Annotated in this window: 20 protein-coding genes, 2 tRNA genes and 2 pseudogenes; 10 read left to right on the plus strand and 14 right to left on the minus strand. The window is 41.1% G+C overall.

Features of this window, described 5'->3' with window-relative positions:
- Positions 1 to 39 precede the first annotated feature (39 nt).
- Positions 40 to 1,116, minus strand: coding sequence for a DNA/RNA non-specific endonuclease (locus AMD27_RS14865; RefSeq protein WP_416202795.1), 1,077 nt, complete (start codon positions 1,114 to 1,116; stop codon positions 40 to 42).
- A 4-nt stretch (positions 1,117 to 1,120) separates the two neighbouring features.
- On the opposite strand from AMD27_RS14865, the gene AMD27_RS18790 reads away from it, so the two are divergent.
- Both AMD27_RS18790 and AMD27_RS14870 read left to right on the plus strand, forming a co-directional pair.
- The gene (locus tag AMD27_RS18790; protein ID WP_171254810.1) at positions 1,121 to 1,279 is read left to right on the plus strand and encodes a hypothetical protein; all 159 of its coding nucleotides are present in this window, start codon (positions 1,121 to 1,123) and stop codon (positions 1,277 to 1,279) included.
- Between the two features lie 112 nt (positions 1,280 to 1,391).
- Positions 1,392 to 1,727 (plus strand): hypothetical protein, encoded by a 336-nt coding sequence (locus tag AMD27_RS14870; protein WP_067661949.1) that lies wholly within the window; start codon positions 1,392 to 1,394, stop codon positions 1,725 to 1,727.
- Between the two features lie 141 nt (positions 1,728 to 1,868).
- Here AMD27_RS14870 and AMD27_RS14875 read toward each other — a convergent pair whose 3' ends face one another.
- Positions 1,869 to 3,749, minus strand: a complete 1,881-nt coding sequence (locus AMD27_RS14875) for a potassium transporter Kup (protein ID WP_067661951.1) — start codon at positions 3,747 to 3,749, stop codon at positions 1,869 to 1,871.
- A gap of 124 nt (positions 3,750 to 3,873) precedes the next feature.
- Between AMD27_RS14875 and AMD27_RS14880 the strand changes: the two genes are divergently transcribed.
- Positions 3,874 to 3,963, plus strand: a tRNA-Ser gene (locus AMD27_RS14880).
- A gap of 184 nt (positions 3,964 to 4,147) precedes the next feature.
- Positions 4,148 to 5,350: a tyrosine-type recombinase/integrase gene (locus AMD27_RS14885; RefSeq protein ID WP_067661955.1), complete on the plus strand. Its 1,203-nt coding sequence runs from the start codon at positions 4,148 to 4,150 to the stop codon at positions 5,348 to 5,350.
- 150 nt (positions 5,351 to 5,500) lie between these two features.
- On the opposite strand, the gene AMD27_RS14890 is transcribed toward AMD27_RS14885, so the two are convergent.
- Both AMD27_RS14890 and AMD27_RS18795 read right to left on the minus strand, forming a co-directional pair.
- Positions 5,501 to 6,289 (minus strand): OmpA family protein, encoded by a 789-nt coding sequence (locus AMD27_RS14890; RefSeq protein WP_067661957.1) that lies wholly within the window; start codon positions 6,287 to 6,289, stop codon positions 5,501 to 5,503.
- Positions 6,290 to 6,352: 63 nt separating this feature from the next.
- On the minus strand, positions 6,353 to 15,217 hold the full coding sequence (locus AMD27_RS18795) for an ESPR-type extended signal peptide-containing protein (protein ID WP_171254811.1): 8,865 nt from the start codon (positions 15,215 to 15,217) through the stop codon (positions 6,353 to 6,355).
- A gap of 470 nt (positions 15,218 to 15,687) precedes the next feature.
- Between AMD27_RS18795 and AMD27_RS14900 the strand changes: the two genes are divergently transcribed.
- The gene (locus AMD27_RS14900; protein ID WP_228140758.1) at positions 15,688 to 16,002 is read left to right on the plus strand and encodes a transposase family protein; all 315 of its coding nucleotides are present in this window, start codon (positions 15,688 to 15,690) and stop codon (positions 16,000 to 16,002) included.
- Positions 15,950 to 16,213 carry a transposase gene (locus AMD27_RS18290; RefSeq protein ID WP_212846450.1) on the plus strand — a complete coding sequence of 88 codons (264 nt, stop codon included), beginning with the start codon at positions 15,950 to 15,952 and terminating at the stop codon, positions 16,211 to 16,213. Before AMD27_RS14900 ends, AMD27_RS18290 begins: the two co-directional genes overlap by 53 nt.
- Positions 16,214 to 16,261: 48 nt before the next feature.
- On the opposite strand, the gene AMD27_RS14905 is transcribed toward AMD27_RS18290, so the two are convergent.
- A complete protein-coding gene (locus AMD27_RS14905) occupies positions 16,262 to 16,726 on the minus strand; it encodes an IS1 family transposase (protein WP_067661963.1) in 465 nt (154 codons plus the stop codon).
- On the minus strand, positions 16,719 to 17,000 hold the full coding sequence (locus AMD27_RS14910) for a transposase-like zinc-binding domain-containing protein (RefSeq protein ID WP_067661965.1): 282 nt from the start codon (positions 16,998 to 17,000) through the stop codon (positions 16,719 to 16,721). The genes AMD27_RS14905 and AMD27_RS14910 overlap by 8 nt, the downstream gene beginning before the upstream one ends.
- 195 nt (positions 17,001 to 17,195) lie before the next feature.
- On the opposite strand from AMD27_RS14910, the gene AMD27_RS14915 reads away from it, so the two are divergent.
- Positions 17,196 to 17,271: transfer RNA gene (locus tag AMD27_RS14915), tRNA-Thr, on the plus strand.
- A gap of 21 nt (positions 17,272 to 17,292) precedes the next feature.
- On the opposite strand, the gene AMD27_RS14920 is transcribed toward AMD27_RS14915, so the two are convergent.
- The 3 genes and pseudogenes from AMD27_RS14920 to AMD27_RS18295 all read right to left on the minus strand — a co-directional run.
- Positions 17,293 to 18,186: an SAM-dependent methyltransferase gene (locus tag AMD27_RS14920; RefSeq protein WP_067661967.1), complete on the minus strand. Its 894-nt coding sequence runs from the start codon at positions 18,184 to 18,186 to the stop codon at positions 17,293 to 17,295.
- A gap of 3 nt (positions 18,187 to 18,189) precedes the next feature.
- The gene (locus AMD27_RS14925; RefSeq protein ID WP_067661969.1) at positions 18,190 to 19,488 is read right to left on the minus strand and encodes an NAD(P)-binding protein; all 1,299 of its coding nucleotides are present in this window, start codon (positions 19,486 to 19,488) and stop codon (positions 18,190 to 18,192) included.
- Positions 19,489 to 20,033: 545 nt separating this feature from the next.
- A pseudogene (locus AMD27_RS18295) lies at positions 20,034 to 20,207 on the minus strand (pirin-like C-terminal cupin domain-containing protein); the annotation flags it as partial.
- A 3-nt stretch (positions 20,208 to 20,210) separates the two neighbouring features.
- On the opposite strand from AMD27_RS18295, the pseudogene AMD27_RS14930 reads away from it, so the two are divergent.
- Positions 20,211 to 20,528 (plus strand): annotated as a pseudogene (locus AMD27_RS14930) (LysR substrate-binding domain-containing protein); the annotation flags it as partial.
- Positions 20,529 to 20,668: 140 nt separating this feature from the next.
- Here the strand turns inward: AMD27_RS14930 and ahpC are convergent.
- The 4 genes from ahpC to AMD27_RS14950 all read right to left on the minus strand — a co-directional run bounded on the left by ahpC (position 20,669) and on the right by AMD27_RS14950 (position 24,748).
- Positions 20,669 to 21,232, minus strand: coding sequence for an alkyl hydroperoxide reductase subunit C (gene ahpC, locus AMD27_RS14935; protein ID WP_067661971.1), 564 nt, complete (start codon positions 21,230 to 21,232; stop codon positions 20,669 to 20,671).
- 283 nt (positions 21,233 to 21,515) lie between these two features.
- Positions 21,516 to 22,103, minus strand: coding sequence for a single-stranded DNA-binding protein (gene ssb, locus AMD27_RS14940; protein ID WP_067661973.1), 588 nt, complete (start codon positions 22,101 to 22,103; stop codon positions 21,516 to 21,518).
- Between the two features lie 51 nt (positions 22,104 to 22,154).
- The gene (locus AMD27_RS14945; protein WP_067661975.1) at positions 22,155 to 23,519 is read right to left on the minus strand and encodes an MFS transporter; all 1,365 of its coding nucleotides are present in this window, start codon (positions 23,517 to 23,519) and stop codon (positions 22,155 to 22,157) included.
- A 149-nt stretch (positions 23,520 to 23,668) separates the two neighbouring features.
- Positions 23,669 to 24,748 (minus strand): DUF475 domain-containing protein, encoded by a 1,080-nt coding sequence (locus tag AMD27_RS14950; protein WP_067663065.1) that lies wholly within the window; start codon positions 24,746 to 24,748, stop codon positions 23,669 to 23,671.
- A gap of 339 nt (positions 24,749 to 25,087) precedes the next feature.
- On the opposite strand from AMD27_RS14950, the gene tenA reads away from it, so the two are divergent.
- Entirely contained in the window at positions 25,088 to 25,756 is a 669-nt protein-coding gene (tenA, locus tag AMD27_RS14955; protein ID WP_067661976.1) for a thiaminase II, read from the plus strand.
- A 227-nt stretch (positions 25,757 to 25,983) separates the two neighbouring features.
- Complete coding sequence (locus AMD27_RS14960; protein ID WP_067661977.1) at positions 25,984 to 26,379, plus strand: hypothetical protein; 396 nt, start codon at positions 25,984 to 25,986, stop codon at positions 26,377 to 26,379.
- A gap of 41 nt (positions 26,380 to 26,420) precedes the next feature.
- On the opposite strand, the gene AMD27_RS14965 is transcribed toward AMD27_RS14960, so the two are convergent.
- Positions 26,421 to 26,774 (minus strand): DUF1304 domain-containing protein, encoded by a 354-nt coding sequence (locus tag AMD27_RS14965; protein WP_067663068.1) that lies wholly within the window; start codon positions 26,772 to 26,774, stop codon positions 26,421 to 26,423.
- Positions 26,775 to 26,977 lie beyond the last annotated feature (203 nt).

The raw sequence follows: 26,977 nt of genomic DNA on the forward strand, positions 1-26,977 counted from the left end.
TCAAAAATATATCCTACTTAAGACAGAAAGCAGCAACATTTACTTAAAGAATTGTAATAAATACTGCAACAATGCCTGTACCAATTCTTTCACCAAAGCATCTTGGGTTTGCTCGTCAATTTTCGGTGTTTCAAGCGTAGTATTGATACTAGATTTTTGATGGGTAAATTCTTTTTGCAGCGCTTTTATTTTCTCTGCGCTGATATCTTCAGCACACTGACTCTCTGCATCCCAATATGAATAAGCAATTTTTTGATTGGCTTTGACTTGGGTGGCTTTTAACGGCAAATTATAAGTATTACGTTTTTGTTCCGCAGTCAGCTGTGGAAATAAATTAATGCCGATTTGTTCTTCTAACTGACACACACTGATCACTTTGACCTGTAAGGAATCATTATTGGGTGCGTAATACACCCCAATAATCCCCTCTTTAGGCATGTACAGCGCTTTATATACCGCAGTCGGGACAATCACGCCGTTGCCAATAGTCTTTAACTTTTTGCCTGAAAATACAGGACCTGTAATCACATAGACATCTTGTTTTTGCTTGGTGACAATCGCACGGGTGGCTTCTTCAAGTTCACGCCAAACCTGCTGATTATTTTTCGGCGCCTGTGGAATCATATTGGCTAAAGAAAAACTGTCATATTGCGCCGCTTTATTGGGCATATCGGCATTCGGTGCCAGATGTCCACGGTCATAACCCGAACCACGATAATCTGCCAGCATCGCTCGATGACTTGCACTCACGCGATCTTCTTCATGGAAGCTGTCTTCACGTTTAATTTTTTGGCTTAAACGTGAAGTCGATAAGTACTCAGCTGTCCATAGCGGCGTTTTCGACACGCCAGAATACATTGTATTAAAGCCATTAAAACACAGCGGATAACTGTGCTTGCTTAAGCTGTCTTTAACAAGAATTGGAGGCTCTTCGCGATAAAACTGATTTAAACATGCAGCATTGCTCGCACTGCCTGAAAACGGAAGATATTGGGAAATTTTTTCTTGACCGAATGCGAAAGCAAAACTGCTTGCCGCCACCAATCCAAGTACAGCTTTTACCACTAAATTACTCAATCTCACGCACCCTAATTCAATCCGTTTTCGGCTATGCATCACCATGATTCGCTGGCAAATTAACCGAATTAAGCACAGCTTAGCAAGCTATACGGTTCAAGTATATCAAGTGAATTTTCAAGTGAATAAAGCTTCTACAATTCCTGCTGAATTAAACAGCAATCCACGTAACAAATTGTTGTTATTATGGGTAAGTTTTTGAACAAAATGGATGATATTACGTATATTTTATTGAATACCTCTACCTAACTGTGACAAGGTAAATGAGAATATTGATGAATATTATTTAAACGTTAAAAGAATTGGAGTCTGTTATGCGTTCACACATTGTTCATTTAGCTATCGTTACTGGTTTAACATTTGCGAGCATGACTGCCTTTGCAGAGCCTCCTGTTCAAGCAGGTGAAACCTTAGAGAGTTTATCTAAAGCCAAAGTTACTACCACGGTGAATGGCCAACCAGGCTCACTCAACGAATTACTAGCAAGTGGTCAAATTAACGTTATGCCGGGCACAGAAGCAAGTGCTGCCACAGCTACACAGACACCGTCTGCAGATGCAACCCAGCAAAGCCCAGTTATGGCTGACCCTGCGACCCAACCGCCTGAACTTGAGACAGAAGCACCACAAGCTGAACCTGCTGCAAATTAATATTTTTTAAGCAATTTCTTCGCTTTTTCTGTAATGCAAAAATAACAAAATAGAGAATTAAAAAAAGCCAAGGTTTAAACCTTGGCTTTTTCATGATGATTCAATTTAATCATAAAGATTGATCAGACACATGTTTTCAAATCAAATTTCGATTTGACTGCCCATTTCCACCACTCTGTTTGGTGGGATTTGATAAAAATCGCTCACCGCACTGGTGTTACGTTGCATCGAAATAAACAGCTTCTCACGCCATGGCGCCATGCCATCGCCTAGCGTGTGAATCAAACGATCACGTGAGATAAAGAAGCTGATTTGCATCATGTTATATTCCATCCCCAGCTGATGATAGGCTTGCTCTAAAGCGCGTGGAATATTGGGCTGATCCTTAAAACCATAATACACAAATATTCTAAAGAAGCGTTCATCAAGTCTTTCAACTTGGATACGCTCGATCTGTGCAACAAAGGGCACGTCACGTGTAATGACCGTAATCATAATATTACGCTCATGCAAAACTTTGTTGTGTTTAATATTATGCAGCATAGCATGTGGAACAATATTCGGTGTACCCGTTAAAAAAATGGCATCCCCAGGAACGATCATAGTTTCATTGCTCATGCTGACGCTTTGAATAAACAAATCAATCGGTAATGCATCTGACTCAAGGCGGTTCAATACAATCTGACGACCATCTTTCCATGTCATCAGCAAAGTATAGACCACTGCACCAATTAATATAGGCACCCAACCGCCATCTGTAATTTTAAGCGATGTTGACGCCACAAAAATCAAATCAATCAGCAGTAATGGCACAGCAAACAGCGCCACTTTCCAAATCGGCCAGCGCCACAAACCATAAGCCAAAATTGAAATCAGAATTGTGCCACATAGCATGGTCATGGTCACAGCCACGCCATAAGCACTGGCTAAGTTGGCACTGTTTTCAAACAATAAAATCAGAATGACCACAGAAATAAACAGCACCCAATTGATAAAGGGAACGTAAATCTGACCTTGCTCAACCTCTGAGGTATGTTGTACCGAAAGGCGAGGCAAATAACGCAGTTGAATGGCTTGATTGACCATGGAAAAAACGCCGGTAATGACGGCTTGTGAGGCAATGACTGCCGCGGCCGTTGCCAGTCCAATCATCGGGAAAAGCGCCCACTCTGGGACCAGCAAATAAAACGGGTTTTCAATTGCACTGGGATTGCGCAACAACAATGCGCCCTGTCCTGCATAATTAATGAGCAAGCATGGCAACACAATAATAAACCATGCCAGTTTAATCGGCATACGCCCGAAATGCCCCATATCGGCATACAAGGCTTCACCCCCAGTCATGGTTAAAATCACAGCACCCATGGTCAAAAATGCCACATAAGGCTGCTCATAGACAAAATTAAATGCCCAGTGCGGACTGACCATGGCCAACACGAAAGGCGTTTGAATCACGCTCCATAGCCCCAGCAGACCAATCGACAAGAACCACACCAAGGTCAATGGACCAAAGAACTTGCCCATTGTGGCCGTGCCATGACGCTGTACCAAAAATAATCCTGCCAAAATACCAATCGCAAGTGGCAATAGCCATTGATTGAACATGGGAGTAGCAATGCTTAAACCTTCTATGGCAGACAAAATTGAGATTGCAGGGGTAATGATGCCATCACCAAAGAATAACGAAGCACCAATAAAGCCTAGAGCAATCAAATAAATTTTCTTATTGTCCGCAATCCGCGTTGAACGCAGATTCAATGCCAAAAGGGACATAATCCCCCCTTCTCCATTGTTATCGGCTTTCATAATCACCAACACGTATTTGAAGCTGATGGTTAACATCATGCACCAAAAAATCAGTGATAAAATACCCAGGACCGTTTCGTTAGAGATGGCAATGTGTGCGGTAAGGAAACATTGTCTGAGTGCGTAGAGTGGGCTGGTTCCGATATCACCGAATACCACACCCAGCGCAGCCAAGGTGATCGCTGGTAAAGCTGCTTTTTTTGCGGTGCTTTGCATATAATTGTCTTCAAGTCATTAGACAGTATTTTTCGGCAATCATATCACTCGTTTAAATCTTTTTCTCTAAATCAATTGTTTCATCTTGGCATAGCCTGATTTTTTGGTTATCATCGCTCGCCTTGGTGAGGTGTCCGAGTGGCTTAAGGAGCACGCCTGGAAAGTGTGTATACGTTTGCGCGTATCGAGGGTTCGAATCCCTCTCTCACCGCCATTTTCTATTCTTACAATATCTTATGATGTCTTTAAAAGCTTAAATCTAAAGGTTTTAGGCTTTTTTTTACGTCTAATATTATCTACTTCATCTATTGCAATCTCGATATGGTTGGGGGTATAACTGGGGGTATAATAAATTACCCCTATTTTTATACCCCCAAATTTATACGGGGAACGTTGCAATGCTTACAGATGCCAAGGTCAGAAAGATCAAACCATCAGAAAAGAAAACCAAATATCCTGATGAAAAAAGTATGTATTTGGAGGTTACGCCTTCAGGTGGTATGCATTGGCGTATGCAATTTCGCTTTAATGGTAAAGAAAATATTTTCAGCATTGGTTCATATCCCGAAACTACACTTGCTCAAGCGAGAAGGATTCGAGATGAAGCACGATTAAAATTAAAAGATGGGATTAATCCCAATGAAGCCAAAAAACAAAAGAAACAACAAGCAGATGAAAATACTCTTTTTAAAGTGCTTGCTATGGAGTGGATGAACGACCGTAAAACCACCATCAAAGAAGTAACTTATTTACGTGACCTTTCTGTATTTGAAAAAGACTTATTCCCTATTCTAGGTAACATGCCTATTGATCAAATCAAAGGTAAGGATGTACTTGCCTGTGCTAAGGAAATTGAAGCACGTGGTGCACAGGAAATGGCTAAGCGTTCTATTCCTTTAGCTGGACGTATTTTTCGTTTTGCAATCCGAAAAGGGCTGATTGAAGTCGACCCTACACCACACTTAGGCGAAGCCTTAAAACCTCGTAAAACCAAGCATATGGCTCGCCTAGATATTTCTGAGTTTCCACCTTTTATTGAACGTATGGATCGCTATCACGGCAATCCAATCATCAAGACTGCCATTCAGCTGATGACTTTAACTTTTGTGCGTACTGCTGAACTGAGAATGATGGAGTGGAATGAAATCGATTTTGATAATCATTTATGGCGTATCCCTGCTGAAAAAATGAAAATGGCTCAGCCTCATATTGTCCCATTATCAAAACAGGCTATTAAACTCATTGAAGGATTAAGACCCCTTACAGGCAATAAGCAGTATGTTTTTTATAATCACAGCACAGCAAAACCTATGAGTAGCAATGCTTTACTCTGTGTAATCCGTACAATGGGTTATAGCGGCAAGATGACTGGCCATGGCTTTCGTGGACTTGCGTCAACAACACTTCATGAAAGAGGCTATATGCATGATGCGATTGAAATTCAGTTAGCACATACGGTTGGGAATGCTGTATCTCAAGCTTATAACCATGCACAGCATTTAGACTATCGGGTTAGGATGATGCAAGAGTGGTCTGATTTTATTGATAGTTTAAAGAATAAGATTATTCCATTTCCTAAATCTAAGACTACATGTATATAATATTTTTACATAAATTTAAAAATATTCAAGATAAAAGAAGGGTTTCTCTCTTTATTTTAGAATTCAATTTATTAATGTTTATTAACAAAGAAAACCAGCTCTTGAGCTGGTTTTCTAGTAAATGACTTACATCATACAAATATATTCATATTACCATTTTAGCGTAACTCTTCGATTCGGAGCAGTACAGGTAATATTCTGAATAGTACGACCATCATCTAAACACTGTTGAAACTGTTCTGTCTTATTGGCAGCAATTATTTTGATTTTAGATGAATCAATACCTGCTCGTATTAGAATGTTTTCAACCGTTTTTGCACGCTCTAAAGATAATTTTTGGTTATAACTATAACCGCCAATGACATCGGTATATCCGGTTATGGTAATTTCCGTAGCGTTATCATGCTTAATACTGTTCACAATATTATCAATGACACTTTGATTATTTATTATCGACTCTACACCAAAACGATCAAACTCAAAGAGAATGTGACTACCATTTCTATCCTCCTGAGTAGGCTGCTCTTTAACCTCATTATTAACACCCCAATCAATAAAGCCTTGGCAATCCTCTCCTTTCCAATACAAACTCTCACCTAAATAGTTTTTATCAAAATCAATGCGTAATTGACATCTTTTATAGGTTTGAGTATTTGGCACTCTAATATCTAAAACATAATTCCAAGTTTTTATAAAAAAAACCCCCTCACTAAACTGTGGATTTCCCAATAAGTGCCTATAATGGTCTTTTGTTAAGCCTGTTGCGATATTGGCAACTGTTCCATATTCATATCGTTGAACTTGTTTTAAATAACTAGATTGAAGATTTGGGAAAGTTATTTCCTTCTCGCTATCTACTAAAATATCTGTTTTTGCTTCAGAAACTTGCGTAAACAACCCTAAAATAATACAAGCGTATACTACTATTTTTTTTTGCATAATAAATAAATCTTACATAACAAATTATTTGATAGAGGGGTTTCCCCCTCTCATTTTCAGTACTTAATTAATGACACTCGAAACACCTATACGAACTAGTGGAGAGCCGTCCGTACCGCCAGCCACACCACCAGTTAATGACCAACGGCCATTATCTGCAGTACGACGTAACGTTGCTCCTATTGCTGTTTTCTCATTGTAATGAGCTGCGCCCACAGCATAAGTCCACTTACCTGAAATAAATGGCGCTTGCTCTAGAGCAGCAGTTGCAGCAATACCTGTAGATAAATTATCTTCCAATTTATCTATTCGGTTATTTGTATATCTAAATGCTTGCTCTAAATTGTTAGATAAATTAGCAACACGGCCATCAATGGCACCAAGAGCATCACCCACATTATTGTAATTTCCATCCGCAACGTTATATGTTGGTGCAGAAATGTTTCCATTATTGTCTATTGTCGAGTTACCACCAAAATGGTCTGCAATATCCTGTCCAATATTATGTAACTGCGACCCATTAATGGCTTCTGTAGAGTCTTGATTTACAGCTCCATCGGCTATACCAGAAATTTTATTCCCGCCTGCGTTAATTCCATCAGCAGAAATATGAACATCTCCAACATTAATGTTTTCAGATGTTACTGAATTAAAACTAACATCCTTCTCTGTCGCAACAACATAAATGGCATGGCCGTCTTTACTATCAATTTCTTTATTGACAACTATATTTGTACCATTTTTTACTTCTGTTTTTGCAGAATCTACATTTTTACTCAAGTTATTTGATACTTGAGCCAATTGATCTTCTGTAGCAGCACGACCTGAAGTAATGTCATCGGAATCCCAAGTCGTATTGGTTAAACCATCAATTACACCTTGATCACCATTCACATCAACTTTCCCAACATTAATAGATCCATTTACGCCATCGATATGTATTTTATCTCCAACCGTAAACTTATCTTCTAAAGCAATTTGTACCTCTAATCCATTATTTGTGACTTTTACTCCACCATTACCATTAAATTGAACAGTATCACCAGAAGCAACCTTCTCAGCATCACCACCTGTTTTCAGATTCCAACCACTGTTTACGGTATTTGTCAGCTCCTGAAGTTGCTCCATATTCACCGCATCTTTGCCATCTTTGCCTGCAGTTAGATTGCTGATGCGTCCATCTTCTTGGAAGCTCACGCCATCTTTGCCGTCTTTGCCTTTAACGCCAATAGCACCATCTTTACCCACCAATGACATGCCTGGTAGGCCATCTTTACCATTGAATGAAATTGATGCATCTTTGCCATCTTTGCCAGTTACAGTCAGTCCTGAGAATTCTGGACGTTCTGCCATTTGCAGCATGATGTTGCCGTTTTCATCTGCTACGGTTTTGAGGTTTTGACCGCTGTATGTTCCTGCTGTCGTCGCTTCACCTTTGATCGTGGTTTTTTCACCCAGATTGCGGTGGAACTCGCCTTCATTTCCAGCAAAGTCTAAGCCTTTAGCGATGAGATCTTGATCTAATGCATCGAGTTGGTCTTTATTCACCGCATCTTTGCCATCTTTGCCTGCAGTTAGATTGCTGATGCGTCCATCTTCTTGGAAGCTCACGCCATCTTTGCCGTCTTTGCCTTTAACGCCAATAGCACCATCTTTACCCACCAATGACATGCCTGGTAGGCCATCTTTACCATTGAATGAAATTGATGCATCTTTGCCATCTTTGCCAGTTACAGTCAGTCCTGAGAATTCTGGACGTTCTGCCATTTGCAGCATGATGTTGCCGTTTTCATCTGCTACGGTTTTGAGGTTTTGACCGCTGTATGTTCCTGCTGTCGTCGCTTCACCTTTGATCGTGGTTTTTTCACCCAGATTGCGGTGGAACTCGCCTTCATTTCCAGCAAAGTCTAAGCCTTTAGCGATGAGATCTTGATCTAATGCATCGAGTTGGTCTTTATTCACCGCATCTTTGCCATCTTTGCCTGCAGTTAGATTGCTGATGCGTCCATCTTCTTGGAAGCTCACGCCATCTTTGCCGTCTTTGCCTTTAACGCCAATAGCACCATCTTTACCCACCAATGACATGCCTGGTAGGCCATCTTTACCATTGAATGAAATTGATGCATCTTTGCCATCTTTGCCAGTTACAGTCAGTCCTGAGAATTCTGGACGTTCTGCCATTTGCAGCATGATGTTGCCGTTTTCATCTGCTACGGTTTTGAGGTTTTGACCGCTGTATGTTCCTGCTGTCGTCGCTTCACCTTTGATCGTGGTTTTTTCACCCAGATTGCGGTGGAACTCGCCTTCATTTCCAGCAAAGTCTAAGCCTTTAGCGATGAGATCTTGATCTAATGCATCGAGTTGGTCTTTATTCACCGCATCTTTGCCATCTTTGCCTGCAGTTAGATTGCTGATGCGTCCATCTTCTTGGAAGCTCACGCCATCTTTGCCGTCTTTGCCTTTAACGCCAATAGCACCATCTTTACCCACCAATGACATGCCTGGTAGGCCATCTTTACCATTGAATGAAATTGATGCATCTTTGCCATCTTTGCCAGTTACAGTCAGTCCTGAGAATTCTGGACGTTCTGCCATTTGCAGCATGATGTTGCCGTTTTCATCTGCTACGGTTTTGAGGTTTTGACCGCTGTATGTTCCTGCTGTCGTCGCTTCACCTTTGATCGTGGTTTTTTCACCCAGATTGCGGTGGAACTCGCCTTCATTCCCAGCAAAGTCTAAGCCTTTAGCGATGAGATCTTGATCTAATGCATCGAGTTGGTCTTTATTCACCGCATCTTTGCCATCTTTGCCTGCAGTTAGATTGCTGATGCGTCCATCTTCTTGGAAGCTCACGCCATCTTTGCCGTCTTTGCCTTTAACGCCAATAGCACCATCTTTACCCACCAATGACATGCCTGGTAGGCCATCTTTACCATTGAATGAAATTGATGCATCTTTGCCATCTTTGCCAGTTACAGTCAGTCCTGAGAATTCTGGACGTTCTGCCATTTGCAGCATGATGTTGCCGTTTTCATCTGCTACGGTTTTGAGGTTTTGACCGCTGTATGTTCCTGCTGTCGTCGCTTCACCTTTGATCGTGGTTTTTTCACCCAGATTGCGGTGGAACTCGCCTTCATTTCCAGCAAAGTCTAAGCCTTTAGCGATGAGATCTTGATCTAATGCATCGAGTTGGTCTTTATTCACCGCATCTTTGCCATCTTTGCCTGCAGTTAGATTGCTGATGCGTCCATCTTCTTGGAAGCTCACGCCATCTTTGCCGTCTTTGCCTTTAACGCCAATAGCACCATCTTTACCCACCAATGACATGCCTGGTAGGCCATCTTTACCATTGAATGAAATTGATGCATCTTTGCCATCTTTGCCAGTTACAGTCAGTCCTGAGAATTCTGGACGTTCTGCCATTTGCAGCATGATGTTGCCGTTTTCATCTGCTACGGTTTTGAGGTTTTGACCGCTGTATGTTCCTGCTGTCGTCGCTTCACCTTTGATCGTGGTTTTTTCACCCAGATTGCGGTGGAACTCGCCTTCATTTCCAGCAAAGTCTAAGCCTTTAGCGATGAGATCTTGATCTAATGCATCGAGTTGGTCTTTATTCACCGCATCTTTGCCATCTTTGCCTGCAGTTAGATTGCTGATGCGTCCATCTTCTTGGAAGCTCACGCCATCTTTGCCGTCTTTGCCTTTAACGCCAATAGCACCATCTTTACCCACCAATGACATGCCTGGTAGGCCATCTTTACCATTGAATGAAATTGATGCATCTTTGCCATCTTTGCCAGTTACAGTCAGTCCTGAGAATTCTGGACGTTCTGCCATTTGCAGCATGATGTTGCCGTTTTCATCTGCTACGGTTTTGAGGTTTTGACCGCTGTATGTTCCTGCTGTCGTCGCTTCACCTTTGATCGTGGTTTTTTCACCCAGATTGCGGTGGAACTCGCCTTCATTCCCAGCAAAGTCTAAGCCTTTAGCGATGAGATCTTGATCTAATGCATCGAGTTGGTCTTTATTCACCGCATCTTTGCCATCTTTGCCTGCAGTTAGATTGCTGATGCGTCCATCTTCTTGGAAGCTCACGCCATCTTTGCCGTCTTTGCCTTTAACGCCAATAGCACCATCTTTACCCACCAATGACATGCCTGGTAGGCCATCTTTACCATTGAATGAAATTGATGCATCTTTGCCATCTTTGCCAGTTACAGTCAGTCCTGAGAATTCTGGACGTTCTGCCATTTGCAGCATGATGTTGCCGTTTTCATCTGCTACGGTTTTGAGGTTTTGACCGCTGTATGTTCCTGCTGTCGTCGCTTCACCTTTGATCGTGGTTTTTTCACCCAGATTGCGGTGGAACTCGCCTTCATTTCCAGCAAAGTCTAAGCCTTTAGCGATGAGATCTTGATCTAATGCATCGAGTTGGTCTTTATTCACCGCATCTTTGCCATCTTTGCCTGCAGTTAGATTGCTGATGCGTCCATCTTCTTGGAAGCTCACGCCATCTTTGCCGTCTTTGCCTTTAACGCCAATAGCACCATCTTTACCCACCAATGACATGCCTGGTAGGCCATCTTTACCATTGAATGAAATTGATGCATCTTTGCCATCTTTGCCAGTTACAGTCAGTCCTGAGAATTCTGGACGTTCTGCCATTTGCAGCATGATGTTGCCGTTTTCATCTGCTACGGTTTTGAGGTTTTGACCGCTGTATGTTCCTGCTGTCGTCGCTTCACCTTTGATCGTGGTTTTTTCACCCAGATTGCGGTGGAACTCGCCTTCATTCCCAGCAAAGTCTAAGCCTTTAGCGATGAGATCTTGATCTAATGCATCGAGTTGGTCTTTATTCACCGCATCTTTGCCATCTTTGCCTGCAGTTAGATTGCTGATGCGTCCATCTTCTTGGAAGCTCACGCCATCTTTGCCGTCTTTGCCTTTAACGCCAATAGCACCATCTTTACCCACCAATGACATGCCTGGTAGGCCATCTTTACCATTGAATGAAATTGATGCATCTTTGCCATCTTTGCCAGTTACAGTCAGTCCTGAGAATTCTGGACGTTCTGCCATTTGCAGCATGATGTTGCCGTTTTCATCTGCTACGGTTTTGAGGTTTTGACCGCTGTATGTTCCTGCTGTCGTCGCTTCACCTTTGATCGTGGTTTTTTCACCCAGATTGCGGTGGAACTCGCCTTCATTTCCAGCAAAGTCTAAGCCTTTAGCGATGAGATCTTGATCTAATGCATCGAGTTGGTCTTTATTCACCGCATCTTTGCCATCTTTGCCTGCAGTTAGATTGCTGATGCGTCCATCTTCTTGGAAGCTCACGCCATCTTTGCCGTCTTTGCCTTTAACGCCAATAGCACCATCTTTACCCACCAATGACATGCCTGGTAGGCCATCTTTACCATTGAATGAAATTGATGCATCTTTGCCATCTTTGCCAGTTACAGTCAGTCCTGAGAATTCTGGACGTTCTGCCATTTGCAGCATGATGTTGCCGTTTTCATCTGCTACGGTTTTGAGGTTTTGACCGCTGTATGTTCCTGCTGTCGTCGCTTCACCTTTGATCGTGGTTTTTTCACCCAGATTGCGGTGGAACTCGCCTTCATTCCCAGCAAAGTCTAAGCCTTTAGCGATGAGATCTTGATCTAATGCATCGAGTTGGTCTTTATTCACCGCATCTTTGCCATCTTTGCCTGCAGTTAGATTGCTGATGCGTCCATCTTCTTGGAAGCTCACGCCATCTTTGCCGTCTTTGCCTTTAACGCCAATAGCACCATCTTTACCCACCAATGACATGCCTGGTAGGCCATCTTTACCATTGAATGAAATTGATGCATCTTTGCCATCTTTGCCAGTTACAGTCAGTCCTGAGAATTCTGGACGTTCTGCCATTTGCAGCATGATGTTGCCGTTTTCATCTGCTACGGTTTTGAGGTTTTGACCGCTGTATGTTCCTGCTGTCGTCGCTTCACCTTTGATCGTGGTTTTTTCACCCAGATTGCGGTGGAACTCGCCTTCATTTCCAGCAAAGTCTAAGCCTTTAGCGATGAGATCTTGATCTAATGCATCGAGTTGGTCTTTATTCACCGCATCTTTGCCATCTTTGCCTGCAGTTAGATTGCTGATGCGTCCATCTTCTTGGAAGCTCACGCCATCTTTGCCGTCTTTGCCTTTAACGCCAATAGCACCATCTTTACCCACCAATGACATGCCTGGTAGGCCATCTTTACCATTGAATGAAATTGATGCATCTTTGCCATCTTTGCCAGTTACAGTCAGTCCTGAGAATTCTGGACGTTCTGCCATTTGCAGCATGATGTTGCCGTTTTCATCTGCTACGGTTTTGAGGTTTTGACCGCTGTATGTTCCTGCTGTCGTCGCTTCACCTTTGATCGTGGTTTTTTCACCCAGATTGCGGTGGAACTCGCCTTCATTTCCAGCAAAGTCTAAGCCTTTAGCGATGAGATCTTGATCTAATGCATCGAGTTGGTCTTTATTCACCGCATCTTTGCCATCTTTGCCTGCAGTTAGATTGCTGATGCGTCCATCTTCTTGGAAGCTCACGCCATCTTTGCCGTCTTTGCCTTTAACGCCAATAGCACCATCTTTACCCACCAATGACATGCCTGGTAGGCCATCTTTACCATTGAATGAAATTGATGCATCTTTGCCATCTTTGCCAGTTACAGTCAGTCCTGAGAATTCTGGACGTTCTGCCATTTGCAGCATGATGTTGCCGTTTTCATCTGCTACGGTTTTGAGGTTTTGACCGCTGTATGTTCCTGCTGTCGTCGCTTCACCTTTGATCGTGGTTTTTTCACCCAGATTGCGGTGGAACTCGCCTTCATTTCCAGCAAAGTCTAAGCCTTTAGCGATGAGATCTTGATCTAATGCATCGAGTTGGTCTTTATTCACCGCATCTTTGCCATCTTTGCCTGCAGTTAGATTGCTGATGCGTCCATCTTCTTGGAAGCTCACGCCATCTTTGCCGTCTTTGCCTTTAACGCCAATAGCACCATCTTTACCCACCAATGACATGCCTGGTAGGCCATCTTTACCATTGAATGAAATTGATGCATCTTTGCCATCTTTGCCAGTTACAGTCAGTCCTGAGAATTCTGGACGTTCTGCCATTTGCAGCATGATGTTGCCGTTTTCATCTGCTACGGTTTTGAGGTTTTGACCGCTGTATGTTCCTGCTGTCGTCGCTTCACCTTTGATCGTGGTTTTTTCACCCAGATTGCGGTGGAACTCGCCTTCATTCCCAGCAAAGTCTAAGCCTTTAGCGATGAGATCTTGATCTAATGCATCGAGTTGGTCTTTATTCACCGCATCTTTGCCATCTTTGCCTGCAGTTAGATTGCTGATGCGTCCATCTTCTTGGAAGCTCACGCCATCTTTGCCGTCTTTGCCTTTAACGCCAATAGCACCATCTTTACCCACCAATGACATGCCTGGTAGGCCATCTTTACCATTGAATGAAATTGATGCATCTTTGCCATCTTTGCCAGTTACAGTCAGTCCTGAGAATTCTGGACGTTCTGCCATTTGCAGCATGATGTTGCCGTTTTCATCTGCTACGGTTTTGAGGTTTTGACCGCTGTATGTTCCTGCTGTCGTCGCTTCACCTTTGATCGTGGTTTTTTCACCCAGATTGCGGTGGAACTCGCCTTCATTCCCAGCAAAGTCTAAGCCTTGATCAATAGAAGTAATCGTCAGTTTATTACCATTTTGATCTAGCTTTATATTTTTTCCAGCTACAAATTCAAACGTATCTCCAGATTTTATATCGCTTGTTGTTCCAGATGTTTTTGCGATCCAACCTGTTTGTTTTAATTGTGCGACATTTACAGCATCTGTATCTTTTGTACCTGCTGCTAAGTTTGTAATCTGTCTAGTTGCATTATTTGCAGCATCACCAACAGAAATACTGCCATTTGAAGACGTGCCAAGCCCATTATTTGTTTTCGTAAATGGGTTGTATCCTGCAACACCCCCAGCAATATTAGCAACAGAACCATTACCAATGGCAATCGTATCATCAGCCATAGTTTTGGCATTAGATCCGATCACTATGCTATTTTTACCCGATGCCTTAGAGTTATTACCAACAACAAAGGTATTATCAGATACCGTACTACTAAGATTCCCTAAAATGTACGATGAACTAACGGAACTTATACTATTAGATATACCAAAAGCTCCAGATTCAAAACCTTGAATATTATTTGATGTCCCTAATACTGAAGAGTGTTGACCTGATACAGTATTTTTATGACCAAAGGCCGAGCTTTGAGCTGCGTTTACATTATTTTCGTGACCAAATGCCGAGCTTTGAGCTGCCTCAACATTATTTGAAAAACCAAATGCTAATGATTGTAGTTTAGACGCAACATTACCGCCCCCAAAAGCATGGGATTCTGAACCTAGAGCTTTGTTACCATAACCAATAGCTGTACCAGCTGGTGTAAAATATGTATAAATTACATTGCCAATTTGTTCTTTTCCATCAAAAGAACCACCACTACTTTCGTTTAAGAAACCAACAGCTGTACCTGCATAGGCTATACCTACTGTATTACCACCACCGATGACTACACTTCCTGCCTTTGTAGTGTCATCTTTCGCTTTATTGTTCACCACTTTATTTTTATCAGTTACAAATCCTGTTCCTATTGGATCTGGATTTGGAACTTCTATATTAATCGTAGCGTTCGCTAAATTAGACATGCTGATTAAAATTGAAGCCGCCAAAACATGTAAAGCGGTTTGAGGGTATGCGTTAGCTTTCAGAGGAGTTAAAACTTTCGTTTTAGTTGTTCTACCTTTATTTTTTGATAATGATGCCGCTTCAGAAACAACAACAAATTGTTCCTTAACTTTACTCCAAATTACTCTAAATACTTTATTCACAAAAAATACCACTTTAAAAATGGCACATTGTTTAAACCTACAATGTACACAAAAAAACCAAAAAAAACTTTACTTTTTAGAAAAAGTAATGAGTCTTTTAAACCGTCTTTATAAGAATCGCGGATTATATATATCAAAATTTAATATACATATATATATTATATGTATTATATATAACTTATTATAATGTATGAAAATTTAATTAATTTTCATACACTTCCAAAGTGAAATTTAACCATTCGTTAAAATAATTTTAATTAAAATAGATAATATAGGTAATAAAAAAACTGTATTTTTTTGATTAGATCTCTTTCATAAATCAAAAAATGATCTACCTTTTGCTTATTATTTGAGCCGAAGAATCTTGAACAATCATGCATAATCTTTGAATGAAATACATTGACTCAAAGAAGCTTTCTGAATCACAGTTTAAGCGATATACAGGCATCTCATGGTCAACCTTCTATTTAATGGTTGACCAATTGCAGAAGCATGTTCCTACGAAAAGCAGACCACCCAAATTGAGCATAAAGGATCAGATACTCCTGTGCTTAAATTATTGGCGTGAATACCGAACATTGTTCCATGTCGCAATAAGTTATGGTGTATCAGAGCCTACTGCTCCAAGAGTCATACGCCATGTGGAGGATTGCTTAATCAAGTCGGATCTATTTCACTTACCGAAGAGCTTACCTGAAGGTGAAGGTATAGATTGGAATATGGTAATCGTTGATGCCACGGAAATTCCAATACAAAGACCTAAAAAAACAGAAGAAAAGCTATAGTGGCAAGAAAAAAGCTCATACTTTCAAAGTTCAGGTCATTATTCATTATAAAACTCAGAAAATTTTAAGTTTATGCACTGATCGCGGTTCAGTACATGATTTTGAACTGTTTAAATACAACTTGAATCAGATTCCTAATGGTTCATTTGTTCTTGCAGATAAAGGTTATCAAGGGATTTATGCAGTGCCGAGAATAGCCTATTGCCATTAAAAGCAAAAAACGCTGTAAATTAGATCCTAAGCTAAAAATCGGTAGTGTCTAAATATGACGTGTTAACCACTTATCTTTCATGTCTTGATTGTATTTTAATAAAAACATATGCAAGACAGCTTCATGATTTTCTTTCTTCTTCGAAAAGCTTAAAGTTTTCCGTGTAAAACGTCCCAAGCGATTTCTTAATGTGGCATTGAACCGCTCAACATGGTTTGTTAAACCTGTATGTTTACCTACAGAGCGATGGGTATTCGGATCAAACACCTCAGCATAACTTGACCAATAATCACTACATGTTGCTAAATTAAAGTAGGCTGTGGGAATACGGCAACATAAATCTGTACACGTTTTATCATTGCGCTGACCACACACATAAGCGACGACCTGACGTGTACGACGGCATAGTGCAATCCAACTCCAAACCTTATGACGACGAGCTTTTACAAAGCTCCACAGTTCATCCAGTTCTAGAACATCTGTTGGATGAGCATCAAGTAATTCGTCACTCAATTTCCTGTTGTTTACTTTTTTCTATCCATCCCATGAGCGTTTGAGGTGCAACACCAAATAGACGCTGCATGCCTCTTAAACTGCCTCGTTCAAGATAAGTATTGATGATGAGTTCTTTTTGCTCTTCGGTATATTTGATTTTAGGTTTGAGCACACTTGATCGACCGCAATCTTTACATCTGAACTGCGCATTCCCGCTTTTATTATGCCCATTCTTATAAATATTTGCTGATTGGCAACGGGTACATAAGTAGCTTATCGTTTCTATGATCATATTTAATATCTGTTACTCAGGTATTCTCTGGATTATTCTAGATTAAACCACGTTAATTTTGCACACTACCGTTTTTTTATCATGCTTAAACATGGCTTAAAACCTGATCATCACGACAATAAAGCATAAAATAAGTTGATTGGTCGTTTTTTGGCTTGTGTTTTGGTCAAAAAACGCTATTATTCTCTCCACGTTGCCGGCATAGCTCAGTTGGTAGAGCAACTGACTTGTAATCAGTAGGTCCACAGTTCGAATCCGTGTGCCGGCACCATTTTATACTTAGCCTCGCTTTTTAGTGGGGCTTTGTTGTTTCTGGCGTTCGGTGATTCTCATCACGCTTTTTTGCTGTGATTTGAACATAGTCGATCAAACCTTCCGTATATAATTTTTGACACAACTTGGCTGTCATTTCAATTTTAAAGCGATCCATATGCTTATTTAAAGTAAGTTCTACTGGCGATTTTTTGGGTGTGGCTTGTTGTTGTTTTTGAATATAATGAGAAAAACCGGACAAAACTGGCTCAGTTAACTGTTCAATTTGAATCTCATCATAGCCATGTTGCCAAAGTAACTGCTCAATCTGTTGCGCCGTATTTAAATCAGACAAACACACATCTGCACACTTTAACAGAGCTTGGTATTTCAGTTTCTGTACTGCACTTAAAGCATCAAATTTTTCAGTCAAACTCAAGCTATGAAAACCAAGACGTCCTTGTGAATTTAAAATATTCGAGACTGAGTTCAGAAATGAATTTAAATTATAGTGATAGGCTGCATCTATACATAAAATCACGTCAAATTTAAATTCAAAGTTCCGTACATTTAAATTAAAAAAGGAAGTGCACTGAATACGGTGGATAAAGTCCAGATTGTGCTGAATGAGGCTGACACAATGCGCTTGCAGTTCAACCGCCTCAATGTGCCGGACATGATATTGCTCATTCCACAATTGCAGACTTGCCCCTTGTCCACAGCCTAAATCCAGCACTCGATCGTTTGAAGTTAAATGTACGGCATCTGCCAAGCGTGATGCTAAACGGCGGCATGCGTGTGGATAAGATGTTGTTTTAGCATCCCAATAGCCCAAATTGCTCCAAGCAATTAAATTCTCATCCCCCAACATTTTCGAATTGATCGCATATTTATGTTGGGGTTTAGATTGAAACATTGCTTGAAGCCATTGCATGCTTTAGTAACCGAGTTCAGGTGCGACCTCAACTGTAGGTTTTAATCCCACAAAGGGCAAGGGTGCATTGAACACTTCACCAATATGCATCGCTGAAGTCACTGCAGATTCTAAAATAGGCAAGCCTTCGCATGACCAAGAACCACAGTAGAACACTTTACGATTGGGTTGTTTATGACGGATCTGTAATTCTTGACTGAGCATTAATGTTTTACTGTCTACCACAGCGCGGGTGAGCTTGACTGTTGAAATGATTTTCTTCGGATCAATATCCACCACAGGTTTCCATGTTTGGAACACTGGAGATTTACCCACAAGGCTTGGTTCAATGGAGTTTAGCCAAACGGTGAAATGCTGTTTGGTAAATTTACGATCCATCATGTAGCTCAGTACGCACCAATCTTTGCGGTTGACCGGCATTACCACGGGATCGGTATGAATCACCAGCTCACCATCAACAAACTTAAACTGTTTCAACAATGCTAAGTCATCTGCAAATTGTTCATTATTTAAAAATTGATCAATTTTATTGGTCGGTGTTGCAATGACCACACGATCAAACAACTCAGACTCGCCCTTAGCATTTTCAACAAAAATCTGTTCGCCCTGCTCTTCAACTTTGCTAATGGCAACGCCACTGCGAAGTTCAATATCGCCCACGAGTTTGTCGACAAAAGCCGGTGTGCCGCCTTGTAAACGCAGCAGCGCATCACCATCGGTCAATTGGCGTAAAAATACCAACAGGGGCTTCGCAGGCCACTCCCCTATAGATTTTTCATCACAGGTACAAATGGTATACAGCACAGGCATCACCGCGCCATGCCAAAACACTTCTTCAATCTGATTTAAAGCCATAAACTCAGCTAAAGTAATGTCTTGGGTGTCTGATTTAAAAAATTGTTTAATGGCTGTTTTGAGTTGCAACATGCCCTTCACCAAACGCCAGCCATACTGTTTAATGCCTTTACGATTATTGATGATTGGAAAGTTACCAATACGCGTTCGTGACGTGGTTAACCACGTTTCTATTTTTTCTTCAAATAACCAACTACACGACATATAGGTACGTACAGGGAACGTTTTAATGCCCAAATGTGTCGCAAGGCTTAAGGTGTTTTTCCACAGCATCGGGTTCATCACCCGCAGTGGTGAATCAATATTGCCACCTTCATAAGCCAAACTGTAGCTGTCCATGCCGCGGCCTGGGAGCGCTTCAAAAATAGTGATTTGATGTCCGGCATCTTTGAGAATTCTCGCGGTCGCCAACCCAGCCATACCACTTCCTATCACTGCTATTTTCAAAATTATTATCCGAGAGTTAATCATTTTTTTTATTATGCGGTAATTGATTACAAATCACGGTATTAAAAACTGCCATATTTTTAATTTTCAAAAGTAGCATTACAAAGTAATTCAGCATCAACTTAAAAGAGATATGCATTCAGATTCAGAAATAAAATAAAAACTCTAATTTTTTCACATATTTAAAAAAAACCTTTAAAAACAATAGATATATTTTCACCAAATATTAAAAAATAGTATTTACAAGGCCAATATTTTAAACTATGATACGCACATAAAACGTGAACTATATCACAAAAACAACAATAATAAGCGTGTGATAGAGGAAGAAAATAAATAGGAACTACAGCGTTAAAGAGTCTCTTTCGTGTGGGAAAGAGACTCTTTATTTTTTTTGATATTGATTCTTCTTAATTTTTTCTCGTCGCTCTATATGACTGCAAGCGCTATACATTCATCTTCAATTGGCAAAATATACAGCCCTATCTCAAATTGATTCGTTTAAGCACAAAAAAGGCGGATCTGAATCCACCTTTTTTAAACGTTTATTTCAATTCTTCAGCAGCGATTTGACCAAATTTGCCTTGGTTGAAATCATGAAATGCTTGAATAATCTCTTGCTGAGTATTCATCACAAATGGACCATGCCCTTGAATCGGTTCATTCAAAGGTAAAAATTTTGCATCCTGTGTCGCTTCAAGCTGAATGGTGGCTTCACCGTTTTGGGAACACAAAAACAGTATTATCAATGGCATTTGCACAATATTGAACATCAAGATCAGATTGATATTCCGCCACAACCGCGGATTAAAAGCAGTGATTTATCCGGGGCGTATTATGCGGCTTTAGACGGTTTGGGCATTGCAGATTTGCCTTTTTTAACCGTGCGTGAAGACATTCAAGCGGGTCGCTTAATTCATATTTTACCGGATTGGTGCTCCAATCTAGGCACCGTACAGTTGGTCTATGCCTCGCGTAAAGGACAAGGTTTGGTGATGGAAAAACTGATTGATCATTTGATTGAAGGCTTACGCGCTTAAGTCCCAGACCAACAAGGTTATAGGATTTAAAATTTTCAACAGCGAAGAAGATTTGGTTAATCTTTTGCAGACCGAACAAAAAAATCCAGAATCGAAATTCTGGATTTTTTTAAATCAGCTTTATACAAGAAATATCTGACTTAGATTTTACCGACCAAATCAATTGAAGGCGCAAGTGTCGCTTCACCTTCTTTCCATTTTGCTGGGCAAACTTCACCTGGGTGAGCATATACATACTGCGCTGCTTTGACTTTACGTAGTAATTCAAATGCATCGCGACCAATACCACCGGCATTGATTTCAACAATTTGGATTTTTCCTTCAGGGTCAATCACAAAGGTACCACGGTCAGCCATACCGTCAGCTTCAATTAAAACCTCAAAGTTCTTAGCTAAAGTCCAAGTTGGGTCACCAATCATTGGGTATTGGATTTTCTTAATTTCTTCAGAAGAATCATGCCAAGCTTTGTGGGTAAAATGAGTATCGGTAGACACTGAATAAATCTCTACACCCATACTTTGAAATTCAGCATAATTATCTGCCAAGTCGCCCAATTCTGTTGGGCAAACAAAGGTAAAATCCGCAGGATAGAAGAAAACAACTGACCATTTACCTTTGAACTGTTGCTCGGATACGTCAATGAAGTCACCATTGTGGTAAGCAGTTGCATTGAAGGGCTTGATTTCTGTATTAATTAAACTCATTTGATAGTCCTCTATCAGATCTTTGGGATTGCTTATCTGTGAAGCTAGAATACGAAATCATTGAGTATTGGTAAAATAGAAGTTTTTAATAAAAACTATCGGATTATTAGATTAATAAAAACGATCATAATATCACTCTTGATCTATTGCGCCTGTTTTACTTTTTAGCTGCTAGAGACATCCTCTGCCTACCCATCATTTCAGACATAAAAAAACCCTCTGCTGATGCAAAGGGTTTGATTCGGACGATGATCTGCCCTTTTAATTCATCTGCGAATTTGGCTTAGAACGGTAAGTCATCATCTAAATCAGCAGGTGCATTTGCCATTGGTTTGGCAGGTTGTTGCTGTGGTTTAGGAGACTGGAAACCTTGGTTCACGTTGTTACCATAATTACCTTGTGGTGCAGCCGCTGGTGCATTGTTATAGCCGCCTTGCTGTGCCCCATAACCGCCCGCCGCTGGCTGAGCATTTGTATTGTTGTTAAAACGCGGTTGGTTATAACCGCTATCGCCGCTACCTTCAGTTTGCTGACGATTGTTTGAATCTAACATTTGCATTTGTTCGCCACGGATTTCAGTGGTGTAACGCTCTTGACCGCTTTGGTCTGTCCACTGACGTGTACGCAGTGAACCTTCAATATATACTTTAGATCCTTTACGCAAATATTGCTGTGCAATTTCACCTAAACGGTTATGCAATACAATACGGTGCCATTCAGTTTGCTCTTTACGCTCACCTGAACTTTTATCAGTCCAAGATTCACTGGTGGCAATTGAAAACTGTGTCAATGAACCGCCATTTTGAAAGGTTTTTGTTTCAGGGTCTTTACCCAGAGTACCAACTAAGATTACTTTATTTACGCCGCGCATTTGCTGTTATCTTCCTATTCGATTCTATGTTTTACTTTATAAGAGTTATGCTCAAATGGCTACCTCTTTACCCAACAAGTGCGTTAAATGTTGTCGCGCAGTATCATCTATTTGCTGCTTATCGACCTTAACGAATGCCACTTGCTGATCGGGCATGACCACAACTTCTTCAATACCACGAATTGCTAATAATTGAGAAGTCCATTCATCTGTTTGTTTACCCTCGGGCAAACGCCAAATCATTGAGGATAAATAACGCGGTTGGGTCAGTCCAAAACTCAGCACTAACCACAACAGCGCAATGACCAACAAAATACCCCAGCCCAATGACGTGTTGTTTAACATCAGCAACTGACCGCCCAAAATCCCCCCACAAAAGGCACCCAAGAACTGCCCTGTTGCATTCACGCCCATAGCAGTGGCTTTCGATTGAATCGGTGCAGATTTTGACAGCCATGAAGGCAATAAGGCTTCCATTACATTAAAAGCAATGAAGAACAGCCCCAGCCCCAGCAGCAGAATATATTTTGATTCATAGCCAAAAATCATCACGGCTAAACCCGCAATAATGCCGCCAATCGCGGTTAAGAAAATGCCGCGCATTTTGCGATATTTTTCAGCCAAAATAATACTGGGGAAAGCAAAAAACAAGCTAATCACCAGCAGCGGTAAATAGACAATACCGTGCTTAGACAACGGAATATCAGCAAAGTCGATCAGTTGTGATGGCACATACACAAACATCGCGGTCAACAATAAATGTAGGGCAAATACAGAGACATGCAGACGGTTGAGATCGCCCATTTTCAGTACTTGTTTCAGCTGATTGAAATAGCCTTGCTTATAGTTTTTATGGTGACGTGTGGTCTTGGGCACCATAAATACCATCAATATCGCCAAAAGACCCATTAAGGTGGTGACCCAAAACAATCCAGAGATTCCGACCCATGTGGTCAGCCACGGCCCTAAACTAAATGCCACCATGAACGACACACCAATACTCATCCCCATAATGGCCATGGCTTTGGTACGCTCTTCTTCACGGGTAACATCTGCAAGCAGTGCCATCACTACAGCAGAGACCGCACCTGCACCTGCGATGGCACGTCCGATAATCACGCCATAAATGGTTTCAGACATGGCAGCAATGGCACCGCCCAAAGCAAACAGCAACAAACCAAATACAATTAAAGGTTTACGGTTGAAGCGATCTGCCAATAAGCTAAATGGAATTTGTAATAACGCTTGGCTTAAACCATAGACACCGACCGCCAAACCAATCAATGCGGGTGTTGCATGTTGATATGACTGCCCCACAACCGCAAACACGGGGATGATCATGAACAAACCCAACATCCGTAGTGCAAAGATGCTGCTTAACGCAAAAGTTGAGCGACGCTCCAAGGCATTCATCATATCTGGCTAAAACTCATTAATCTTGGCGAAGATTATAGGACATTTGACGCTATTCTCAGCATCTATTTTATTTGAATTAAAGATGGTCATAATCTGAAAATAAAAAAGCGTAACCGAAGTTACGCTTTAAATCTGCTAAAAATGAAAATTTAAGCGGCTTGTCGTTTCTTGTACTGAATGGATGCAATGATTGCCCAAACAATGAAGGCAACACCAATTAAACCAGTTACAACTTCAGGAACATGTAAGCCTGTACCACTAGCAATCATAATGAATGCAAGCGCACCAATGGCATAATGCGCACCGTGTTCAAGGTAGATGTAAGCATCCAATGTGCCCTTTTCAACCAAGTAAATGGTAATCGAACGAACGAAGATTGCACCAATGGCAAGACCCAGCATAATCACGACCACATCTGACGTAATCGCAAATGCGCCAATCACGCCGTCAAAACTGAACGATGCATCAAGCACTTCAAGGTACAAGAAACCACCAATACCTGCTTTAACGACACCGGCTGGAACGCCATTGCTGTCATGACTGACTGCATCACCATTTTCATCCACTTCAGGTTCACCGCCCAACAAGTGGCTCAGTACTTGAACACCAATGTAAATCACGATGCCCCAAATACCTGCCATGGTCACCACCAGACGTTTTGCTTCGTCTACGTTGGCTGCCATGATTAAAAGTGCCACCAATGCGATAAATACAGAAAGCGCAGGAACGCTTGCCAAATTGGCTAAACGACGTTCAATGAACTTGAACCAGTGCGTGTCTTTACCCTCATCTAAGAAGAAGTTCAAGAACACCATCAGGAGGAATGCGCCACCAAAAGCTGCAATTTCAGGATGGTGATTCATTAAACGTGCTGAGTATTCTTTTGGATCATTCAGTGCCAATTGAATCACTTCAACAAAGCCCATGTCTGCAGTCACAGCAACAATCACGATTGGGAAAATCAAGCGCATACCGAATACGGCAACCACGATCCCAACGGTCAAGAACAGCATTTTCCAGAAGTGATCCCAATGACGTAATACGGACGCATTGACCACAGCATTGTCAAAAGACAATGAAATTTCCATTACAGCAAGAATGGCAGTAATCGTCAGTACAGTGAACATGGTCTTTAAACCGGCATCTGGCCCGTGGGAATAACCCCAGTATGCAGATAAACCAAGACACACGATCGTAAAGACGATTGAGAAACCAAAATGTTTCCACATGATAATTCGACCTTCAATCATTAAAAATAAAAACGGTAAAATCTATACAGAACAAAAATTGACTATTATTGTGCAACCAAACTGGATTTGGTCTGTACTTTTTGCTTTGTGTAATTTCTACCTTTGAGTGATCAATCCTCCTTCAAACGGATCGATCAAATTTGAATCCGACAATTATGACTGTTTTTAATGATTAATCCAAAGTACTTCGTATGATTTTTTTGAATGCCGCATTCCCTGACGAATCTGTTACATCTGACAGGCTGTCTTGTGTAGGACACACTTGTTATAGTCACTTTAGTCACTTCAATCTTTGACCTCAATAAAATGGATGGAACTATGTGTTTTTCCCGCGATGTCTGGCAGCGCAATCAAGCCCTGTATCAAAAAACCTTAGCGCTCCCCTTCAATCAAGAACTGGCTTTGGGTACGCTGAGCCAAGACATTTTCCGTCATTATGTCATTCAAGATGCCCATTATTTATTGGCATATGGGCGCGCGCTTGCGGTCTGCGGTGCTAAAGCCTTTGATGCTGAAGCGGTGATTCAATTTACCCAAGGCGCACGTGAAGCCATTATTATTGAACGTAGCCTGCATGATGGTTTTATGCAGGCGTTCGGTATAACCAAAACCGACTTTGAAAATACCCCTTTGACAGCAGCATGTCATCATTACACCTCATTTTTAACCGCGACAGCGTGGTCTGAAAGTTATCCCGTGGTACTGGCATCCTTGTTGCCTTGTTACTGGATTTATGCAGAAGTGGGTAAAGATATTGTGCGTCAGGCAGTCAAAGATAATCCTTATCAAGCGTGGATTGATACGTATGCAGGTGAGCATTTCAATGAAGAAGTGCGTAAAGTGCTCGCGATTACGGATGCTGTTGCAGCACAATCTGATGCGGCAACGGTCGAAAAAATGCATTTAGCGTATACCAAAGCTGCAGAGCTTGAATATTTATTTTGGGACAGTGCTTATCACCAAAGACAATGGTTCAGCCTCGATTAATCACTTCATTGTTTAGGCATTCGTCTTGACGCTGAGCCAACGCAGATTGCGGTTTTGTCAGGACGAATTTAGTCACAGATATGCGCCTACGCTCATCATTTCAATTCAATTCCGTTCAAATCGAAAGTAATTTAGAGTAGACAGCATGGATAAAATCACGCACAATAAATGATAACAATTATCATTATCTAATAACTAGATTTTATCATTCAATTGTGAGGTTTCTCATGCAACAACATACTTTAGGTACAGAAGCGATTCGTGCTTATTTTACTGTGCAATGCTGTTGGCTTAACAATGAAGAAATTTACTTAGAAAAAGGCTGTCTACATTGTGGTTCAGCGGCAACCTATTTGCTGTATTTTACCCACGCGCATATTCAAAAATTAATGCTGGATTTTATTGCCAAATATCCTTGTCTGACTTCACCAAATGTTGATTTTTTTAATGTGCCTGATTTTGAGCATAACTATAACGCGTTCTTACAAGTGCTCGAAAAAGAAGTCAATTTCTATGCACGCAAGCATCATGATATTCCCTGCCACTTGCGTTTTGAACAAGTGGAATCTATATTCGAGCGCTCTTATTCATACGCTTGCGTATCCATACAAAATAACCGATGAGCCCTCACTTGAGCGCTCATTTTTTATCGCCATATTTGCTCTCAAAAAAAGTGAATAACAACCAAAGCAATTACTGCGGGTAAAGCTTGAATATATAATATTTTCCGACTGGCTGTGATGGCACCATACACACCTGCAATCACCACACAGCCCAAAAAGAAACTTGCCAATTGCAGTGAAAAAGGTGCAGCAGCATAGACTGACCAAAGTAGACCCGCAGCTAAAAAGCCATTATATAACCCCTGATTTTGAGCCAGAACTTTGGTTAATTTGGCTTTTTCAAGATTATTACCAAAGGCTTTCATCCCTATGGGCTTATCCCAAAGGAACATTTCTAAAATGAGAAAATAAATATGTAATAGTGCAATAATGACAATGAGTGTTTTCCCAATCAACATAATGGTTGTCCTTTCTAGTTTTGATTTTGTTGTGATTTTAATGGATGCTTAAAACTAAAATGTTTTAGACAAGATCGCAATCATTTTTTCACGATTCACCCGATGCCTAAACACTAAAGGTACCTCACCATAGCATTAAAATTAATCTTTCATACTCACATTCCATTCACAAAAAACCTGTTTGCGACTCGTGATAAAGC

Origin of the sequence: Acinetobacter sp. TGL-Y2, from assembly GCF_001612555.1 — a bacterium.
Taxonomy (GTDB): domain Bacteria; phylum Pseudomonadota; class Gammaproteobacteria; order Pseudomonadales; family Moraxellaceae; genus Acinetobacter.

What these genes read in the sequence shown, in the direction of transcription:
- AMD27_RS14945 (WP_067661975.1), bottom strand. Translation starts at nt 23,519, where the DNA reads ATGATGAATGCCTTGGAGCGTCGCTCAACTTTTGCGTTAAGCAGCATC.
- AMD27_RS18290 (WP_212846450.1), top strand. Translation starts at nt 15,950, where the DNA reads ATGCCACGGAAATTCCAATACAAAGACCTAAAAAAACAGAAGAAAAGC.
- AMD27_RS14865 (WP_416202795.1), bottom strand. Translation starts at nt 1,116, where the DNA reads ATGCATAGCCGAAAACGGATTGAATTAGGGTGCGTGAGATTGAGTAAT.
- AMD27_RS14920 (WP_067661967.1), bottom strand. Translation starts at nt 18,186, where the DNA reads ATGCAATGGCTTCAAGCAATGTTTCAATCTAAACCCCAACATAAATAT.
- AMD27_RS14890 (WP_067661957.1), bottom strand. Translation starts at nt 6,289, where the DNA reads ATGCAAAAAAAAATAGTAGTATACGCTTGTATTATTTTAGGGTTGTTT.
- AMD27_RS14950 (WP_067663065.1), bottom strand. Translation starts at nt 24,748, where the DNA reads ATGTGGAAACATTTTGGTTTCTCAATCGTCTTTACGATCGTGTGTCTT.
- ahpC (WP_067661971.1), bottom strand. Translation starts at nt 21,232, where the DNA reads ATGAGTTTAATTAATACAGAAATCAAGCCCTTCAATGCAACTGCTTAC.
- tenA (WP_067661976.1), top strand. Translation starts at nt 25,088, where the DNA reads ATGTGTTTTTCCCGCGATGTCTGGCAGCGCAATCAAGCCCTGTATCAA.
- AMD27_RS14910 (WP_067661965.1), bottom strand. Translation starts at nt 17,000, where the DNA reads ATGATCATAGAAACGATAAGCTACTTATGTACCCGTTGCCAATCAGCA.
- AMD27_RS14900 (WP_228140758.1), top strand. Translation starts at nt 15,688, where the DNA reads ATGGTTGACCAATTGCAGAAGCATGTTCCTACGAAAAGCAGACCACCC.
- AMD27_RS18790 (WP_171254810.1), top strand. Translation starts at nt 1,121, where the DNA reads ATGATTCGCTGGCAAATTAACCGAATTAAGCACAGCTTAGCAAGCTAT.
- AMD27_RS14875 (WP_067661951.1), bottom strand. Translation starts at nt 3,749, where the DNA reads ATGCAAAGCACCGCAAAAAAAGCAGCTTTACCAGCGATCACCTTGGCT.
- AMD27_RS14870 (WP_067661949.1), top strand. Translation starts at nt 1,392, where the DNA reads ATGCGTTCACACATTGTTCATTTAGCTATCGTTACTGGTTTAACATTT.
- AMD27_RS14885 (WP_067661955.1), top strand. Translation starts at nt 4,148, where the DNA reads ATGCTTACAGATGCCAAGGTCAGAAAGATCAAACCATCAGAAAAGAAA.
- AMD27_RS14960 (WP_067661977.1), top strand. Translation starts at nt 25,984, where the DNA reads ATGCAACAACATACTTTAGGTACAGAAGCGATTCGTGCTTATTTTACT.
- ssb (WP_067661973.1), bottom strand. Translation starts at nt 22,103, where the DNA reads ATGCGCGGCGTAAATAAAGTAATCTTAGTTGGTACTCTGGGTAAAGAC.